General features: G+C 74.2%; 18 protein-coding genes. 11 read left to right on the forward strand and 7 right to left on the reverse strand.

The features are described from left to right. Positions 1-20 precede the first annotated feature (20 nt). The gene (locus OG294_RS31055; RefSeq protein ID WP_327069868.1) at positions 21-476 is read left to right on the forward strand and encodes a universal stress protein; all 456 of its coding nucleotides are present in this window, start codon (positions 21-23) and stop codon (positions 474-476) included. Between the two features lie 211 nt (positions 477-687). Next, positions 688-1,752, forward strand: a complete 1,065-nt coding sequence (locus OG294_RS31060; protein ID WP_327069869.1) for a hypothetical protein — start codon at positions 688-690, stop codon at positions 1,750-1,752. 94 nt (positions 1,753-1,846) lie between these two features. Here the strand turns inward: OG294_RS31060 and OG294_RS31065 are convergent, their stop codons facing one another. Beyond that, on the reverse strand, positions 1,847-2,098 hold the full coding sequence (locus tag OG294_RS31065; RefSeq protein WP_327069870.1) for a hypothetical protein: 252 nt from the start codon (positions 2,096-2,098) through the stop codon (positions 1,847-1,849). Between the two features lie 304 nt (positions 2,099-2,402). Between OG294_RS31065 and OG294_RS31070 the strand changes: the two genes are divergently transcribed. The 3 genes from OG294_RS31070 (at position 2,403) to OG294_RS31080 (ending at position 4,720) form a co-directional block, all read left to right on the forward strand. Continuing rightward, the gene (locus OG294_RS31070) at positions 2,403-2,846 is read left to right on the forward strand and encodes a helix-turn-helix domain-containing protein (RefSeq protein ID WP_327069871.1); all 444 of its coding nucleotides are present in this window, start codon (positions 2,403-2,405) and stop codon (positions 2,844-2,846) included. 85 nt (positions 2,847-2,931) lie between these two features. Next, positions 2,932-3,474, forward strand: coding sequence for a ParH-like protein (locus OG294_RS31075; protein WP_327069872.1), 543 nt, complete (start codon positions 2,932-2,934; stop codon positions 3,472-3,474). Next, positions 3,467-4,720: an MAB_1171c family putative transporter gene (locus tag OG294_RS31080; protein ID WP_327069873.1), complete on the forward strand. Its 1,254-nt coding sequence runs from the start codon at positions 3,467-3,469 to the stop codon at positions 4,718-4,720. Before OG294_RS31075 ends, OG294_RS31080 begins: the two co-directional genes overlap by 8 nt. Positions 4,721-4,737: 17 nt before the next feature. On the opposite strand, the gene OG294_RS31085 is transcribed toward OG294_RS31080, so the two are convergent. Beyond that, a complete protein-coding gene (locus OG294_RS31085) occupies positions 4,738-6,648 on the reverse strand; it encodes a HAMP domain-containing sensor histidine kinase (protein WP_327069874.1) in 1,911 nt (636 codons plus the stop codon). Beyond that, positions 6,638-7,354, reverse strand: coding sequence for a response regulator transcription factor (locus OG294_RS31090; RefSeq protein WP_327069875.1), 717 nt, complete (start codon positions 7,352-7,354; stop codon positions 6,638-6,640). The genes OG294_RS31085 and OG294_RS31090 overlap by 11 nt, the downstream gene beginning before the upstream one ends. Before the next feature lie 120 nt (positions 7,355-7,474). On the opposite strand from OG294_RS31090, the gene OG294_RS31095 reads away from it, so the two are divergent. Genes OG294_RS31095 through OG294_RS31110 form a run of 4 tightly spaced genes read left to right on the forward strand, consistent with a single transcriptional unit; the run spans position 7,475 to position 11,493 of the window. After that, on the forward strand, positions 7,475-8,206 hold the full coding sequence (locus OG294_RS31095; RefSeq protein ID WP_327069876.1) for a hypothetical protein: 732 nt from the start codon (positions 7,475-7,477) through the stop codon (positions 8,204-8,206). Beyond that, positions 8,190-9,581 carry a peptidoglycan-binding protein gene (locus OG294_RS31100; RefSeq protein WP_327069877.1) on the forward strand — a complete coding sequence of 464 codons (1,392 nt, stop codon included), beginning with the start codon at positions 8,190-8,192 and terminating at the stop codon, positions 9,579-9,581. The genes OG294_RS31095 and OG294_RS31100 overlap by 17 nt, the downstream gene beginning before the upstream one ends. Further along, the gene (locus OG294_RS31105) at positions 9,578-10,264 is read left to right on the forward strand and encodes an ABC transporter ATP-binding protein (protein WP_327069878.1); all 687 of its coding nucleotides are present in this window, start codon (positions 9,578-9,580) and stop codon (positions 10,262-10,264) included. Before OG294_RS31100 ends, OG294_RS31105 begins: the two co-directional genes overlap by 4 nt. After that, positions 10,261-11,493: an ABC transporter permease gene (locus OG294_RS31110; RefSeq protein ID WP_327069879.1), complete on the forward strand. Its 1,233-nt coding sequence runs from the start codon at positions 10,261-10,263 to the stop codon at positions 11,491-11,493. The genes OG294_RS31105 and OG294_RS31110 overlap by 4 nt, the downstream gene beginning before the upstream one ends. On the opposite strand, the gene OG294_RS31115 is transcribed toward OG294_RS31110, so the two are convergent. The 3 genes from OG294_RS31115 to OG294_RS31125 all read right to left on the reverse strand — a co-directional run bounded on the left by OG294_RS31115 (position 11,455) and on the right by OG294_RS31125 (position 13,765). Next, positions 11,455-12,021 (reverse strand): GNAT family N-acetyltransferase, encoded by a 567-nt coding sequence (locus OG294_RS31115; protein ID WP_327069880.1) that lies wholly within the window; start codon positions 12,019-12,021, stop codon positions 11,455-11,457. The genes OG294_RS31110 and OG294_RS31115 overlap by 39 nt on opposite strands. A 108-nt stretch (positions 12,022-12,129) precedes the next feature. Further along, the gene (locus OG294_RS31120) at positions 12,130-13,407 is read right to left on the reverse strand and encodes a serine hydrolase domain-containing protein (protein ID WP_327069881.1); all 1,278 of its coding nucleotides are present in this window, start codon (positions 13,405-13,407) and stop codon (positions 12,130-12,132) included. A gap of 139 nt (positions 13,408-13,546) precedes the next feature. After that, the gene (locus OG294_RS31125) at positions 13,547-13,765 is read right to left on the reverse strand and encodes a hypothetical protein (protein ID WP_327069882.1); all 219 of its coding nucleotides are present in this window, start codon (positions 13,763-13,765) and stop codon (positions 13,547-13,549) included. A 194-nt stretch (positions 13,766-13,959) separates the two neighbouring features. On the opposite strand from OG294_RS31125, the gene OG294_RS31130 reads away from it, so the two are divergent. Then, the gene (locus OG294_RS31130; RefSeq protein WP_327069883.1) at positions 13,960-14,223 is read left to right on the forward strand and encodes a dsRBD fold-containing protein; all 264 of its coding nucleotides are present in this window, start codon (positions 13,960-13,962) and stop codon (positions 14,221-14,223) included. A 137-nt stretch (positions 14,224-14,360) separates the two neighbouring features. Next, positions 14,361-15,383, forward strand: a complete 1,023-nt coding sequence (locus OG294_RS31135; protein ID WP_327069884.1) for an NADPH:quinone reductase — start codon at positions 14,361-14,363, stop codon at positions 15,381-15,383. A 20-nt stretch (positions 15,384-15,403) separates the two neighbouring features. Here the strand turns inward: OG294_RS31135 and OG294_RS31140 are convergent, their stop codons facing one another. After that, positions 15,404-16,246 (reverse strand): helix-turn-helix domain-containing protein, encoded by an 843-nt coding sequence (locus OG294_RS31140; RefSeq protein ID WP_327069885.1) that lies wholly within the window; start codon positions 16,244-16,246, stop codon positions 15,404-15,406. Between the last annotated feature and the right edge of the window lie 103 nt (positions 16,247-16,349).

Below are 16,349 nucleotides of genomic sequence, written 5' to 3' on the forward strand. Positions count from 1 at the left end.
GGACAGGCGATACTGAGGCCATGTCCGCGCCTGAGAACCTCTTCGAAATCGGCACCGACGGCCCGACCACCATCGTCGCGGCGGTGGACGGCTCGGTGACCTCGCTGCGTGCCTGCGCCTACGCGGCCGGGATGGCCCGGCGCCAGCACGCCCAGCTGCTGGCGGTCTACGTCCCGGTGATCGGCGCGCTCGCCGGCACCAGTGCGGAGGCGGCGCTGGCGCTGCGGCAGGGCGCCGAGGAGACCGCCAAGCTGCTGCAGGAGCTGGCCGACCAGGCGGCCCGCGACCGCGGGGTGGCGATCCGCTTCTGCACCCGCACCGGGGACCCGTACACCGAGATCACCCGGTTCGCGGACGAGGTGCGGGCGGACGCGCTGGTGGTGGGGGCCTCCGAGCACCTCGGGCACCGGCTGATCGGGTCGCTGGCGGTGCGGCTGGTGCGGGCCGGACGCTGGCCGGTCACCGTGGTGCCGTAGCCGCCGGACGCCGGACGCCGGACGCCGGACGCCGCACGCCGCACGCCGCACGCCGGCCGCCGCACGCGTGGCCGCAGGGTGGGCGAGGAATAGGCTCGTCGAGTGTTTGGTTGTAAAGTGCATCAAGATGAGTTGTAAAAACCAACGGCTCATGCGGACTATCGGTTGCATTTACCACCTAGCTTTCTCGCCAGAAGGGTTGCTCACCGTCATGACCAGCACACCCGACCTGCGGCACACGCTGCGCCACCTCGCCACCCACCTGCTCACCCCGCTGCTGATGTGCCTGGGCATGGCGCTCGCCTACCAGGGCGCCTTCCACCAGCCCACCCCGCACCACCTCAAGGTCGCGGTGGTCGGCCAGTCGCCGCAGGCCCTCGCCCTGACCCGGGGCATCCAGGCCAAGGCGGGCCCGGCGCTGGACGTCAGCAGCGTGCCGACCCGGGCGGCGGCCGAGCAGCAGCTGCGCGACCGGGACCTGGTCGGTGCCTTCCTGCCGGACCAGAAGAGCCCGCAACTGCTGGTCGCCACCGCCGGCTCGGACACCTCCGCGACCGCGGCCGAGCAGGTGTTCCGCCAGGTCACGGCCGCCCAGGGCAGCCCGCTCCAGGTCACCGACCTGGTGCCGACCGCGCCGGGCGACCCGACCGGGCAGGGGGTCTTCTTCCTGCTGGTGGCGCTGAGCATCGGCTCCTACGGCAGCGTGGCGGTGATCGGCGCGGCCGGGGCCGCGCTGAGCGTGCGGCTGCGGGCGGCGGTCGGGGTGGTCACCGCACTGGTGGTCAGCGTGATCGGGATCGTCACCGCCGGGCCGGTCTTCCATGTGGTGGACCACGACTACGCGGCCGTCTGGGCACTGGCCTGGCTCTACTCGGCGGGCATCGTGCTGCTCGGGATCGGCCTGCACACCTTCCTGCGGCGCTGGACCACGCTGACCCTGATGGTGCTCTTCGTGATGCTCAACTTCACCAGCTCCGGCGGCATCTTCCGCCCCGACCTGCAGCCCGGGATGTTCGGCGTGCTGCACCACTTCTGGAACGGCGCCGGGTTCGTGGAGGGGGTGCGCAGCGTCCTGTACTTCGACGGCGGCGCGGGCCTGGGCGGCCGGGTGCTCTCGCTGGTGCTCTGGCTGGCGGCCGGACTGCTCGCGCTGGCCGGTGCGGCCCGCTTCGAGCGGCGGCACCCGGCGGCGGCGCCGGCCACCCCGGCCGCGGTGTCGGCCGCGGCGGTCGAGGAGGAGATCGAGGAAGAGGAGGAGGCGGCGGTCGGCGTCTGAGGCCTTCGGCAGGCGAAGCGCCCGGTGACGGACGCGCCCGGTGACGGGCGCGTCCGTTGCGTCACCGGGCGGCTACCGCTGCGCCGCCGGGCCCCTACTGCGCGGTGGGCAGCGGGAGCAGGTGGCGGCCGGCCAGGTGGCCGAGCCAGTGCCGGTGGCACTCGGGGCAGGCGGGCGCGCCGTCCGTCGAATAGGGGGAGTCGGCCGGGATGCCGGCGCGGGAGAAGCTCTCCCAGTCGGCTCCGCTCTCGTCACGGTAGTGCTGGACGTCGTAGTCGGCGCTCCACTGGTGCCAGCAGTGTCCGCAGGTGAACTCGACGTGCTCCACAGCCAGTTCAGTGATCATGGCGACACTCCTCGGGCCCGGGGCAGGCGCCGGTCGGAGCAATCGGCGCAACTGACCCGATACCGGTCATCCAACTCCCATCGGTGGCCGCTGGCAAGGGTGGCGGGCGGTCGACCCGGCGGACCCGCGGGCCGGCACAGGCCCTGGGTGGATGACCGATCAACTTCTTTGTCCCGCAGCCGGTCGGCGGGCAGCGCTCTGGATCGGATGCGAAGCGGTGCGCTGACAGCGGGTCACGGCGTGAACTAGGATGAACGCCACTGATGTCGGGTCCGCGCGCGCCGGGCGGACCGGGAGGTGTGGGATGACGGAAGCCGAGGGTGCGGCACCGGGTGCCGTGATCGGGGCTACGACGCTGGCCGACAAGATCGACGGCCTCTTCCGCGTCGTCCGCCGGTCCAACCGCGAGCAGTACAGCCACGAGGAGGTCGCCAAGGCCTGTCGGGAGGCGACCGGCGAGAGCTTCTCGGCCACCTATCTCTGGCAGCTGCGCACCGGGCGCCGGGACAACCCGACCAAGCGCCACCTGGAGGCGCTGGCCCAGTTCTTCCAGGTCCCGGTGGCCTACTTCTTCGACGACGACCAGGGTGCAGCCATCGCCCAGGAGCTCGAACTGCTCGGCGCGCTGCGCGACGCCGGGGTCCGCAGCATGGCGCTGCGGGCGGTCAACCTCTCGCCGGAGGGCGTGGGGACGATCAACGACCTGATCGACGTGATCGCCCGGCGCGAGGGCGGCGGGAGAGGGTGAGACGGTCCCCGCCGGCCGACCGCGCCGGGGGGACCGGACCTGCACGGGCCTGCGCGGGTCCGGCGGCTCCAAGAGAGGATGCGCGGTGCGGATCGGGTGGCGGACGCGGCGTGGCAGGACCTGGCAGCGATGTCAGCAGACGGTCGACGCGCTGGAGCTACCCGCTCCGTTCGACGCCGTGCGGTTCATCGCCGGGCTGGCCGAGCAGCGGGGGCGGCCGATCGAGCTGATCCCGGTCAGCGGGCGGCCGAACCTGCCGTGCGGCCTGCTGGTCACCACCGACGAGGCCGACTGCATCCTGTACGCCGCCGACACCACGCCGCTGCACCAGCAGCACATCCTGCTGCACGAGGCCGCGCACCTGATCTGCCGTCACCACGAGAGCGCGCCCGCCACCCAGACCCTGCTGCCGCACCTGAACGGCAGCCTGGTGCAGCGGGTGCTGGGGCGCACGGTCTACTCCGAACCGCAGGAGCGCGAGGCGGAGCTGGTCGCCTCGCTGATCCTGCACCGCGCGGTGCTCGACGCCGGCGGCACGCCCGGCTCCTGGTCGGACTCCGTCTTCGGCGCGGGCGGCCCGGAGCCGACGGCCGGCCGGCCGGCCGGTCCGGGGGCGGGCCGTGGCTGAGCTCGGTCCGGCCGACCTCGCGGCGTACAGCGCCGCCGCGCTGCTGCTCGGCTTCGCGGGCCAGCGCCTGGCCGCCGTCCGCGCCAACCGTGGCGACCTGGTGCAGCGCTACGCCTGCGGCTTCGCGTTCTGCATGGGCGTGGCGCTGGTGACCCGGGCACCCGGCCTGGTGGCCGCCACCGGCCCCACCGGCATCGGCTCCGGACTGCTGCTGCTGGTCGGCGACGTGATGAAGATCGGCGCGGTGAGCCTGCTGGTGCTGGTCGCGCTGCTGCTCCAGGCCCGCGGCAGCGACCCGCTGGTGGTGCGGGCCCGGCTGCGCCGCTGGTCGGTGCCGGCCACGGTGGTGCCGCTCTGCCTGGTGCTGCTCTTCTGCGGTGCCGATGCCTCCCACCACGGTGGGCAGTTGATGGTGCACGGCGACGGCCGCTGGTTCCTGGTCGGCTACAACCTGCTGTTCGCGGGCTACTCGGTGAGCTGCCTGCTGGTGCTCGGCGGCGTGCTGACCCACCAGACCCGGCTGGCGGCCGGCAACCTGCTGCGCACCGGCCTGCGGCTGATGACGCTGGCGGCGGCGGTCGGTGCGCTGTGGAGCCTGTGGGCGCTGGACGACGCGGTGCGGCTGATCGTCCACGGCAGCCAGAGCGACAGCGAGGACACCCTCTCCAACATCCTCGGCGCGCTCTGCACCGGACTGACCGTCAGCGGCGCCACCGCCACCGTCTGGGGCGGCACCCGCTGGGGTGCGCGGATCACCGCCCCCGCCCGCTGGCTGCGGGCCCGCCGCCGCTACACCGCGCTGGAGCCGCTCTGGTCGGCGCTGCACTCGGCGGTGCCCGGCATCGCGCTGGGCGAGGGAGCCGGCGCCGGGCGGCGGCCCGCGCTGCGGGACGCGGAGTTCGCGCTCTACCGGCGGATCATCGAGATCCGCGACGGGCAGCTGGCGCTGCGCCCCTACGTCCACCCCGAGGTGGCGGGCTGGGTGACCCAGGCGGTCGGCGGCCCGCCGCACGGTGCGCTGGTGGAGGCGGCCACCCTGGCGGCGGCACTGGAGGCGGGGCGGGCGGGCCGCCGGGCCCGCGACACCACGGCGGCCGCGGCCTGCGTGACCCAGCCGGTGCCCGGTGCGGGCACGGTGGACGCCGAGGCGGACTGGCTGATCCAGGTGACCGAGGCCTTCGGCGGCGCCGCCGCGGTGGCCGAGGTCCGGCGGCGGGCGGTGGCGGAGCTGGCCGGCCGGGACTGAGCCGCCGGGGGAGTCGGTCAGTCCGTGGCGCTCGCCGGCGTCCTCGGCAGCCGCAGGGTGAAGACCGCGCCTTCGCCGGGCCGGCTGGTCGCGGTCACCGTGCCGCCGTGGGCGTGTGCGAGCTGGCGCACGATGGCCAGCCCCAGGCCGCTGCCGCCGGTCTGCCGGCTGCGGGACTTCTCGGCCCGCCAGAACCGGTCGAAGACGTGCGGCAGTTCCGCCGCGGCGATGCCCGTGCCGGTGTCCGCCACCTCGATGAGCAGCTCATCGCCCGCCGGGCGGGCGCCCACCGTGACGCTCCCGCCGCGCGGGGTGTGCCGCACGGCGTTGTCCACCAGGTTGCCGACGGCTTGGCGCAGCCGCACCGGATCGGCCACCAGCTCGGTCCCGCCGTCCGCGGGCGGCACGCTCAGCAGCACGCCGGCGGCCTCGGCCCGGGCCCGGTGGGCCTCGGCGACCTGGTCGAGGAGTTCGGCGATCCGGACCGGCTCGCGGTGCAGGCGGAAGCTGCCCGCGTCGGCCGCCGCCAGGTCCCGCAGATCGTCGATGATGTGCTGCAGCAGCAGGGCCTCCTCCAGCAGCGAGGCGATCAACGCCTGGTCCGGGACGGCCACGCCGTCCTGGGTGGCCTCCAGCCAGCCCCGGATGTTGCTGAGCGGGGTGCGCAGTTCGTGCGCGACGTCGCTGACCATCGCTTTGCGCTGCTCCTCGATCCGCTCGCGGCGTTCGGAGAGGTCGTTGAACGCGGCGGCCAGGTAGCCGATCTCGTCGTCGCCGGTCACCGGGACGCGGGCGTGCGGCTCGGTGGGGTGCTGGGCGGCGTCGGTCAGCGCGCGCAGCGGCCGGACCAGCCGGGTGGCGAGGAGGACCGAGAGCGCCACGGTCAGGGCCAGGACCAGGCCGCTGACACCGGCGATGCGCAGCGTGCCGGCCCGGGTCAGGTGGAAGGCGGGGGCGGTGGTTCCGCTGCTGTCGCTGATGAACAGCAGTGCGGCGGGGGCGACATAGGGAGCGAGCTGCTGGCGGCGGCTGGAGTCGACACAGGCCGCCACGGCCTGGTCGTCCCGCTCGGCGCTCGGGTTCGGCCGGGGCGCGGGCGTGGCGGCCGGGGCGCTGGGGGCGGCGGGGGAGACGACCGGGCCGGGCGGGATGACGCTGCTCGCCGGGGGCCGACCGGCGCCCTGCACCTGGGGGCCCGGCACGACTCCGCTGGGGTCGATGCCGAGCTTGACCGGCCCCAGCCCCTCGGGCGACAGACAGGCGTCGACCAGCTCGCCGAGCCTGCTCAGGGCCTGCTGCTCGGTCGGGGTGGGTGCGGACAGCTGGGGGAGGGCACAGGCGGCGGCGGTCCCGTCGTCCGGGGTCGGTCCGGCGACGGTCACGTTCGGTCGGCCGCTCGGGTCGGTGCCGGTCTCGGCGGCGAATCCGCGGGTGCGCAGGCAGTCCGCGGTCGCGCCGGCCTGGGCGCGCAGCTGGGCGCGTTCGTCCGGGGTGAGGGCGAACGGCCCGACGGCGCGCGGGTCGATGCGGGTGGTGGTGCCGCCCGGTGCCAGCGTCTGGTCCACGTCGAGCGGGTCGATCACCGCCGACGCCTTGGACGGGACCGGCGAGGCGGGCGGGGCGGCGGAGTCGCCGATGGGCTGGCGGCTCTGGCCGGTCAGGGCGATGTGACGGCCGGTGCGCCTGGCCAGGTCCGCCAGCACGGGGCCGGCGCCGTCCCAGTTCTGGTGGGTCGCCGCGTAGCCGAGCAGGGTCTCGTAGATGCCGGCGTCGTCGGACAGGGTCTGGACCTGTTCCTGCTGGATCTCGTGCGAGGTGGTGTTCACCGCCAGCCAGGCGGTGGCCGCCACCGAGCAGACGGCGACCAGGATCGAGGCGGCCAGCAGCCGGACCAGCAGGCTCTTGCGCAGCGGCACCCTACGGCGCATGGCGGCGCCCTCCCGTGCCGTCGGTGAGCTTGTAGCCGACGCCGAAGACGGTCAGCAGGCGCACCGGGTGCCGGGGATCGGGTTCGATCTTCCGCCGCAGGTTCATGATGTGCACGTCGACGGTGCGCTCGGAGGTGTAGGAGCCGAACCCGCTGGCGCCGCCGAGGAGTTGCGCCCGGCTGAAGACCTGCTCGGGGTGCGGGGCCAGGGTGGCGAGCAGGTCGAACTCCCCTGGTGTGCACGGGACGAGGGTGCCGGCGACGCGGACCTCGTGGCGGTCGGGGTCCACCGTGAGGTCGCCGACCCGCAGCACCCGGTCGTCCGTGCCGCGGACCTGCGCCCGCTGCGTGCGCCGCAGCAGGACCCGCACCCGGGCCATGAGTTCACGGGGGCTGAACGGCTTGGTCATGTAGTCGTCGGCGCCCAGGTCGAGCCCGAGCAGCAGGTCGTCCTCGGCGGAACGGGCGGTCAGCACCAGGATCGGGAGCTCGGACTCGCGGCGCAGGATGCGGCACACGTCGAGGCCGTCGACCCGGGGCATCATCACATCGACGATCAGCAGGTCCGGTTCGCGTCGCCGCACCTCGTCGAGGGCCGCGCGTCCGTCGTGGACGACGGCGGCGGTGTGACCCTCCAGCTCCAGGTAACGGCGGACCAGCTCGGCCTGCTTCGGGTCGTCCTCGGCCACCAGCACATATGCGCTCACGCGTTCGATCATAGGTGGGCCGCTGTGGTGCCCCGTGCCGTGACCTCGCGTCAGGTCACGGCACCGGAATCGAAAGACATCCTGACAGGTTCCACACATCCGTTGGCGATCATCGCAGCCATGCCGAAGCCAACTGATGATCGTTCCCGGCGCGCGGAGCGCCGGCTGCTGCGGACCGCGGTGCTCGCCGCCGCGACTCTGCTCCCGCTGGCCGCGTTGACGGCGTGCGGGTCCGGCTCGGGTGCGCGGAGCAGCGCACAGGGCGCCGCCGTGGCCTCGCTGCCGAGTGCCGCGGCGCCGAGCCGGCCCGCCGCGGGCGCGGACCCCGCCGCGGGCGCGGACCCTGTCGCGGGTGCCTCCCCCACCGCGGGCGCGTCCCCCGCGACGGGGGCGGCCTCCGGTGCGCCGTCCCCCGCGTCCAGCGCCGACCGCCCCCAGGAGCGGCTGGACGACACTCCCGAGCACGACGTGCAGCTCTGGACGGGCTACTACAACTGCCTGGGCGACAACGGAGTCCCGCTGACCGGCGGGATCGGCTACCCCGGACAGCCCGTCCAGAAGCAGCCGCCCCCGGGCACCTCGATCCCCCAGTCCGCCCTCACCGCCTGCCAGTCCAGGATGCCGCTGATGCCGCCGGAGACGGATCCGAAGCTCAACCCGAACTACAGCGCCGACTTCAGCGCCTGGGTCAACTGCATCAACAGCAAGGGGCTGAAGGTCAAGGCCTACGGCACGCCCGGCAGCGGGGACAGCGGCTGGAGCTTCGACGGGCAGCCCACGATGCCCCAGGCGCAGCAGACCCAGGTGATCTCGGCCTGCAAGATGGAGGCGTTCAGTGGCAGCGGGCACTGACGCCGCTCGCGCCGGCACCGAGGACGCCACCGCCGCCGATCCGCCCGCGCGGCGCAGCCGCAGGCGGCGCGTGGTCGTCACCGTCGCCCTCGTCGTGACGGTCTGCGGCATCGGGGCGGGCGCGGTGGGGCTGCGCGGCCATGCCAGGCCGGCCAAGGCCGCGAGCAGCAGCGCGCAGGTGCAGACGGTCGCCGTGGTCAGGACGGACCTGTCGAACTCCCAGACCCTGAGCGGCACCCTGGGATTCGGCACGCCCCAGACCCTGATGGGCGCCAAGCAGGGCATCATCACCGCGCTGCCCGCCGCGGGCACCACCGTGACCAGGGGGCAGCAGCTGTACCGGGTGAACGACCAGCCGGTGCCGCTCTTCTACGGCGGCACCCCGCTCTTCCGCACCCTCGACAAGCCCGGCCTGGTGGGCCGCGACGTCCAAGTGGTCGCGAGCAACCTGCAGGCGCTCGGCTACGACGTGGGGACGCAGCCGAAGGTCGGCACCGTGATCACCCAGCCCGCGGCCGACCCGGGATCCGGCGGCGGTGCACCCTCGCCGAAGGGCGGCGGAGCACCGGCGGCCCCTGCCGCCGGGAGCAGCACGAGCCCCTCCGGCGGGCCGAGTGCACCTGCGACCGCGGGCAGCACGGGAGCGCCCGCCGGCGGGCCGACGGCCCCGGCCACCGCCCCGGCCGCGGGCAGCAGCACGCCCGCGGCGCCGACCCAGGTCACGGTGGGGACGGGCGACGGGGTCGTCACCACCTCCCTGATCGCCGCGGTCAAGCACTGGCAGAAGGACGCCGGCCTGCAGCCGACCGGAAGTCTCGGGATCGGCGACGTGGTGGTCCTGCCGGGCGCGATCCGGGTCGGCTCCCTGCAGACGCAGCTCGGCGAGCAGGGGGCCGAGGCACTGATGTCGGTCACGCCGACCGACAAGGTGGTGACCGTGCCGGTGGACCCGGCCAACGTCGGTTCGATCAAGCAGGGCGACAAGGTCACCGTCAGCCTGCCCGACAGCTCGACGACACCGGGCACGGTCAGCGGCATCGGCACCGCCGTCCAGGGGAGCGCCAAGGGCACCTCCGGTACGGGCGCCGGACTCAACACCCCGCCCACCGTCGACGTGACCGTGGCCGTCGACGACCCCTCGAAGGTGAAGAACTTCGACTCGGCCACCGTCCAGGTGGCCTTCGTCTCCGCGACCGCGACCGGGGTGCTGGCCGTTCCGGTCGGCTCGCTGCTCGCGCTCAGCGGCGGCGGCTACGCCGTGCAGCTGAAGGGCGGCGGGCTGGTGGCGGTCCAGACCGGCATGTTCGCCAAGGGCATGGTGGCGATCACCGGGAACGGCATCGCGGCGGGCACCGAGGTGGTGACCACCTCATGACCGCGGTGCTTGCGGTGCGCGGGGCCGGAATGGCCTATCCGGGCGGCGTCAAGGCCCTGGACGACGTCTCGCTGACCATCGACGAGGGTGAACTGCTGGCCATCGTCGGACCGTCCGGCTCGGGCAAGTCCACCCTGCTCAACATCATGGGCACCCTGGACCGGCCGACCAGCGGCACGGTGGAGATCGGCGGCCACGACATCGCCCGGCTCTCCGACCGCCGGCTGTCCGCGCTGCGCGGACGCTGGCTGGGATTCGTGTTCCAGCAGTTCCACCTCACGGACGGACTCAGCGCCGCGGAGAACGTCGCCACCGGGCTGCTCTACGCCGGAGTGCCGCGCCGCCGGCGGGGCCCGCTGGCCCTGGACGCACTGGGCCGGGTCGGACTGGCCCACCGCGTCGGACACCTGCCGCACCAGCTCTCCGGTGGCGAGCGACAGCGGGTGGCGATCGCCCGCGCGCTGGTCAACGAACCCGCCCTGGTGCTCGCGGACGAGCCCACCGGCGCCCTGGACACGGCCAACGGCCGAGCGGTCCTGACGCTGCTGACCAAGCTGAACGACGAGGGAACCACCATCGCGATCATCACCCACGACCGGGGCATCGCCGAACTGATGCCACGTCAGATCGAGATCCTGGACGGGCACCTGGTGTCCGACCGCCGCACCGGGGTCGGCGCATGAGCAACGGCGGCACTCACCGGTCCGTCGCGGACCGGACCAAGCCGGTGCGGCTGGCCCCGGCCGACGTCCTCGGCCTCGGACTGCTGGGCATCCGCACCCGCAAGGCGCGGGCGGCGCTGTCGGCCCTGGGCATCTCCATCGGGATCGCCACGATGATCATCGTCATGGGCATCCCGGCGTCCAGCCAGAAGGCCCTGCTGGTGCGGCTGTCGGCGCTGGGCACCAACATGCTGCAGGCCACGGCCAATCCCGGCCAGAACCCGCCGGTGGTCTTCCCGCCCGAATCGCCGGACATGGTCGCCCGGATCGGCCCGGTGACCATCGCCAGCGCGGTCGCCAACACCCAGACCACCGTCGCCCGCTCCGACCGGATCGACCCCGACCACGACACCGGCCTCGCCGTCCTGGCCAGCAGGCTGAACCTGCTGCAGGCGGTCAACGGCACGGTCCGGACGGGCCGTTTCCTGGACGCGGCCACCGAGAAGTTCCCCACCACGGTGCTGGGTGCCGCCGCTGCGACCCGGCTCGGCATCACCGCGCTGCCGCCCGGCGGGCCCGGCCCGCAGGTCTACCTCGGCAACCGCTGGTTCACCGTCATCGGGATCCTCGCCCCGGTGCCGCTGGCGCCGGACATCGACCACTCGGTCCTGGTCGGCTGGGACGCGGCCAAGGCCCAGCTGGGCTTCGACGGCAACCCCACGGTGATCTACGTCCAGTCCCAGGAGTCGCAGATCGAAGCGGTCCGCGCGGTGATGCCCGCCACCATCGATCCACAGCAGCCGGGACTGGTGCAGGTCAGCCGGCCCTCCGACGCGCTGGCCGCGAAACGGGAGACCCAGACCGCCTTCTCCGCCCTGTTCCTCGGCCTCGCGGGCGTGGCCCTGCTGGTCGGGGGGATCGGCGTCGCCAACACCATGGTCATCTCGGTGCTGGAGCGACGCAAGGAGATCGGACTGCGCCGGGCCCTGGGCGCCAACCGGGGGCAGATCCGCGGCCAGTTCCTCACCGAGTCGGTGGCGCTGTCGGGGCTCGGTGGCATCGCCGGCACCGCCATCGGCGCCCTGGCGACCTTCGGCTACACCGCCTCCCAGGGCTGGCCGCTGGTCATCCCGCTCCCGGTGCTGTTCGGCGGCATCGGCGGGGCGGTCCTGGTCGGCGTGGTGGCAGGCGTCTACCCCTCGATCCGCGCCTCACGACTGACCCCCACCGAGGCGCTGGCCTCGACCTGAGCGGTACTCCTCGGCGGTCAGCGCCAGCACCTTCACCGCACCACCGTGGCTCGGCACGGTGGTGCGGCGGTCGAGGGTCAGGCCGAGCTTGGTCATCACGTTGGCCGAGGCGTGGTTGTCCACGTGGCAGATGCTCACGATCCGCTCCAGCCCCAGCTCGTCGAAGGCACGGGCGAGCACGGCCTGCGCGGCCTCGGTCGCGTAGCCGTGGCCCCAGGCCGGCCGGGCCAGGCGCCAGCCGATCTCCACGGCGGGCAGGATCTCCGGCAGGAACGCGGGGACGGCCAGCCCGACCCAGCCCAGGAACTCCCCGCTCTCCCGCAGCTCCACCGGGTGGATCCCGAACCCCCGCTCGTCCCAGAGCCGTTGGATGCGCAGCCACTGCTGCTCGCTCTGCTCCGGGGTGAACACCGAGCCGTCGCCGATGAAGCGCATCACCTCCGGATCGGCGTTGAGGGCGGTCAGCAGGGTCAGATCGGAGGGCTGCCAGGAGCGCAACCGCAGGCGCGGGGTGAGGAGTTCGGTCATGGCGGCGAGCCTAGGGGGTGCCCGGCCCCGGCCCCGGCCCAGGGGTGTCCGGGCCCGGCCCCGGCCCAGTGGTGTCCGGTCCAGGCGTCGGTGCCGTTGTGCGGTTCGTCAGCGGGTGAGGCTCAGCTGCGGGCCGGCGCCGCCCCGGGGGCTCGGTGCCGGGGCAGTGGGAGCGGCGCAGAAGGTCTGGCCGACCAGTGCGTTGATGGCCTGGGCGACCGCGGTGAACCGGGCCGGGTCGTCCGGGGTCACCGAGAGGGCGATCTGGCGGGTGCCGCTGCGGTCGCCGACCAGGTAGGTGAGGTAGCCGTAGATCCCTCCGGTGTGGCCCCAGACCTCGCCGCAGGGCAGCGTGGCGCGCATCAGACCGAGACCGTAGTCCATGCCCTGGCCGGCCGGGACGGTGCTGGTCATCTCGGCCAGCTGGGCCGGGGCCAGCAGCCGGCCGCCGAGCAGCGCGGCGTTGAAGCGGGCCAGGTCGTCGGTGGTGGAGATCATCTCGCCGGCCGAGCCGGCCACCGAGGGGTTGAGGTCGGTGATGTCGGCGGGGCCGGTGGCCAGCGGGAGGTAGCCGTGGGCGTGCGGGCCGGGGATCCGGGTGGCGGTGCCGGGCAGGTAGGTGTGGCGCAGGTCGAGCGGGCGCAGGATCCGCTGCTGGACCTCGGTGCGCCAGGAGTGGCCGGTGACCTTGTCGATCAGCTCGCCGACCAGCTGGTAGTCGGTGTTGGAGTAGTGCCAGCCCTGCCCGGGGGCGAAGTACGGCGGGTGGCTGGTGGCGACGGAGATCAGCTGCTCGGGGGTGTAGGTCGTCCAGCGGCCGGTGGTGGCCAGCTGCTCCTGCTCGGCCTCGGTGTCCTCGGCGAACCGGGGGTCGTCGGTGTAGTCGTAGATCCCGGCGGTGTGGCTGAGCACCTGGCGCACGGTGATCGCCCCGCCGTTCGGGACGACGCCGGGCAGGTAGCGCTCGATCGGGTCGTCCAGGCCCACCCTGCCCTCGGCGGAGAGCTGGAGCACCACCGTGGCCAGGAAGGTCTTGGTCACGCTGCCGACCCGGAACCGCCCGTCCAGCGGCGCGGGGGCGCTGCTGCCGAGCCGGGCGACTCCGGCGGAGCCGCGCCAGGCGACCTGGCCGTTCTCGCGGATCTCGGCGATCGCGCTGGTGGCGCCGCCCTGGGCGAGGATCGCGGTCAGCTCCTGCTGGAGCGCGGCGGTGTCGGGCCGGGTGTCCGGCCGGCCCTGGACCGGTGCGAGCGAGAGTGCGGCGGTCGGCGGCACGGTGGCGCCGGCCGCCGGGGCGAACGCGAGGACGGTGGTGGCCGCGAGCAGCCCGGCGGCCAGCGGCAGGCCGCGGCGGCGGCGCTTGGGGGTGGGCGAGCGGTACGGCATGCTGCTCCCTCTCGGTGGGCGCCGGGGGCCCGGCGCCTGCCCAGCATCACAGCTTCGCCGAGCCGGTGGCATCGATCCCCGGATGGAGAAGGACGGCCGTCTCTCCTCCCTGGGACGGAAGTTGACGCTGACTCAGGTCCTACTCGGGCAGCTGCGGCGGCTCCGGCAGGTTCGGCGGTTCGGGGAGGTCGGGCGGCTCCGGGAGGTCGGGGATGTCGGGCAGCTCGCCGGGCACCGGCAGCTGCGGCGCTTCGGGCAGGTCGGGGATGTCGGGCAGGTCCGGGATGTCCGGCAGCTCGGGCGGCTCGGGCAGCTCGGGAGGCTCAGGCAGCTCGGGCGGTTCGGGCAGGGTCGGCATGGCGGCTCCTCGGGGGGCGTCCGGAACGGACGTACCGTCAGATCATCCGCAGTCGGGCCGGTGCGGACAAGGGGGACGGGTGCTGGGCGCGTCGGCCGGGGCGGGGGCCCGCCGGGGGCGGCCGATCATGGTCGGTGGCCGCTTGCCGGGGGCGGGGCGGCGGGTTCAGGCTGGTAGGGAGCAGGAGGCGCGTCATGCGAAACAACTGGGATGTCGAGCTGAGCTTCGAGGAAGACGGCGTGAACACGCGGTGTGACGCCAGGCTGGTCGGGAGCAGGGCCCCGGGGCTGGCGGGCCACGGCGAGGCGGTCCGCAGTTCGGTGGACCGGCCACTGGCCAGGATCGGTGAGGAGGTGGCCGCCTGGCGGGCGCTGGACGACCTGTCGCACAAGCTGCGGGCACAGGCGGCCGGCGAGATCGACGACGAGGGCCGGCGCCCGGCCTACCTGGTGTACTGACCGGCAGGTCCGGCAGTGCGGGCGCCCCGCCCCGCCGCCGGTGTCGCGCCGCGGTGATCGGGTAGCGTGCACGCGGGGAGCGCCCCGACCCGGGGCCCTCAGCCATGCCCGCACCCGAGCACCGGAGTTGACAGAAGATGAAGGCGATCGTCTACACCGCCGGCGGCGGCCCCGAGGTCCTCGCCCTGGTCGAGCGGCCGTTGCCGGAGCCCGGCCCCGGGCAGGTGCGGGTCCGGGTGCACGTCTCCGGGGTCAACCCGACCGACTGGAAGAGCCGCACCGCGGGCCTGGCCCCCGGGATCACCGCGCAGGTGCCGAACCAGGACGGCGCGGGGGTGATCGACGCCATCGGGGCCGGTGTGGCGGAGGGCCGGATCGGTGAGCGGGTCTGGATCTGGGAGGCTGCCCGGCTGCGCGCCGACGGCACCGCGCAGGAGTACACGGTGGTGCCGCAGCAGCAGGCCGTGGCGCTCCCGGCGGCGGCCTCCTTCGAGCTGGGTGCCGCGCTCGGCATCCCGGCGATCACCGCGCACCGCGCCCTGACGGTGGCCGACCGGGGCCCCGAGCGGCTGGCGCCCGGCGCGCTGGACGGCCGCACCGTGCTGGTGGCGGGCGGGGCCGGCGCGGTGGGCAATGCGGCGATCCAGCTGGCCCGCTGGGCCGGGGCCACCGTGCTGACCACCGTGAGCAGCCCGGCCAAGGCCGCGCTGGCCCGCGCGGCGGGTGCGCACCACGTGGTCGACTACCGGGCCGAGGACGCCGCCACCGCGATCCGCGCACTGGCGCCCGGCGGGGTGGACGTCATCGTGGAGGTCGCGGCCGAGCAGAACGCCGTGCTCGACCACGCGGTGGCCGCGCCGGACGCCGTGATCGCCTGCTACGCGGCGAACCCCGGCGCCGAGGTGCGCGTCCCGGTCCGCGAGATCATGGACGCCAACCTGCGTTGGCAGGGCGTGCTGGTCTACACGATGCCCGTCGAAGCGAAGGCGCACGCCGTGGCGGCGGTCTCGGCCGCACTGGCCGACGGCGCGCTGCGGGTCGGCGAGGCGGCCGGGCTGCCGCTGCACCGCTTCCCGCTGGAGAAGACGGCCGACGCGCACGCGGCGGTCGAGGGCGCGGTGGTGGGGAAGGTCCTGGTGACCGTCGCCCCGGAGGCCTGACGCCCGGAGCTGACGCTGCGTCAGGCGGACTGGAGCGTGCCGGTGGTGAGCAGGCGCAGCGCCTCGGCCGAGGGCGAACCGGGCTCGGCGTGATAGGTGCAGAGCGTCTGGTCCGGGTCGCCCGGCAGCCGGAACGCCTCGTGCTGCAGGGTCAGCGGGCCGGCCACCGGGTGCCGCAGCTCCTTGGCGCAGTGGCCCTTCTCCGACACGTTGTGGGTGTCCCACAGCCGCCGGAAGTCCTCGCTGGACTCGCAGAGTTCGTCGTAGAGCGCACCGAGGCGCGGGTCGTTCGGGTAGCGCCCGGCGCTCAGCCGCAGCGAGGCGACGATGTCGGCGGCCTTGCCCGGCCAGTCGGCGTAGACCTCCTGCAGGGCCGGGTTGCGGAAGGTCTGCCAGGCCAGGTTGCGCTGCTCGGCCGGCATCGCGCCGAAGTCGCCGAACAGCGCCGCCGCCGCCCGGTTCCAGCCGAGCACGTCCAGCCAGCGGCCCACCACGTAGGCGGGCACGGTCTCCATCGTGTCCATCAGGTTCTGCAGCTCGGGCCGCAGCACCTGCGGTTTGGTGGCGGTGTAGCCGCGCCGGCGCACCGGGCGGACGAGCCGGGCCAGGTGCTCGCGCTCGGCCTGCCCCAGTCTCAGCGCGCCGGAGATCGCGTCCAGCACGGCGGTCGACACGTTCTCGCCGTGGCCCTGCTCGAGGCGGGTGTAGTACGCCGCGCTGACCCCGGCCAGCTGGGCCAGCTCCTCCCGGCGCAGCCCGGGTACCCGGCGGCGGCCGCCGTAGTGGGCGAGCCCGACGTCCTCGGGGCGAAGCCGGGCCCGGCGGGAACGGAGGAACTCACTCAGTTCGGTGCGCTGGTCCATGACGTCAAGTATGGACGAGGGTGATACTGCCAGTGGTACGCACAGCGATCGTAGGCGGAGGACGGCCTGGTTCGGCCCCTCGGTGCTTGGCAGACTTCTGGTC

Source organism: Kitasatospora sp. NBC_01302 (assembly GCF_035976515.1).
GTDB lineage: Bacteria > Actinomycetota > Actinomycetes > Streptomycetales > Streptomycetaceae > Kitasatospora.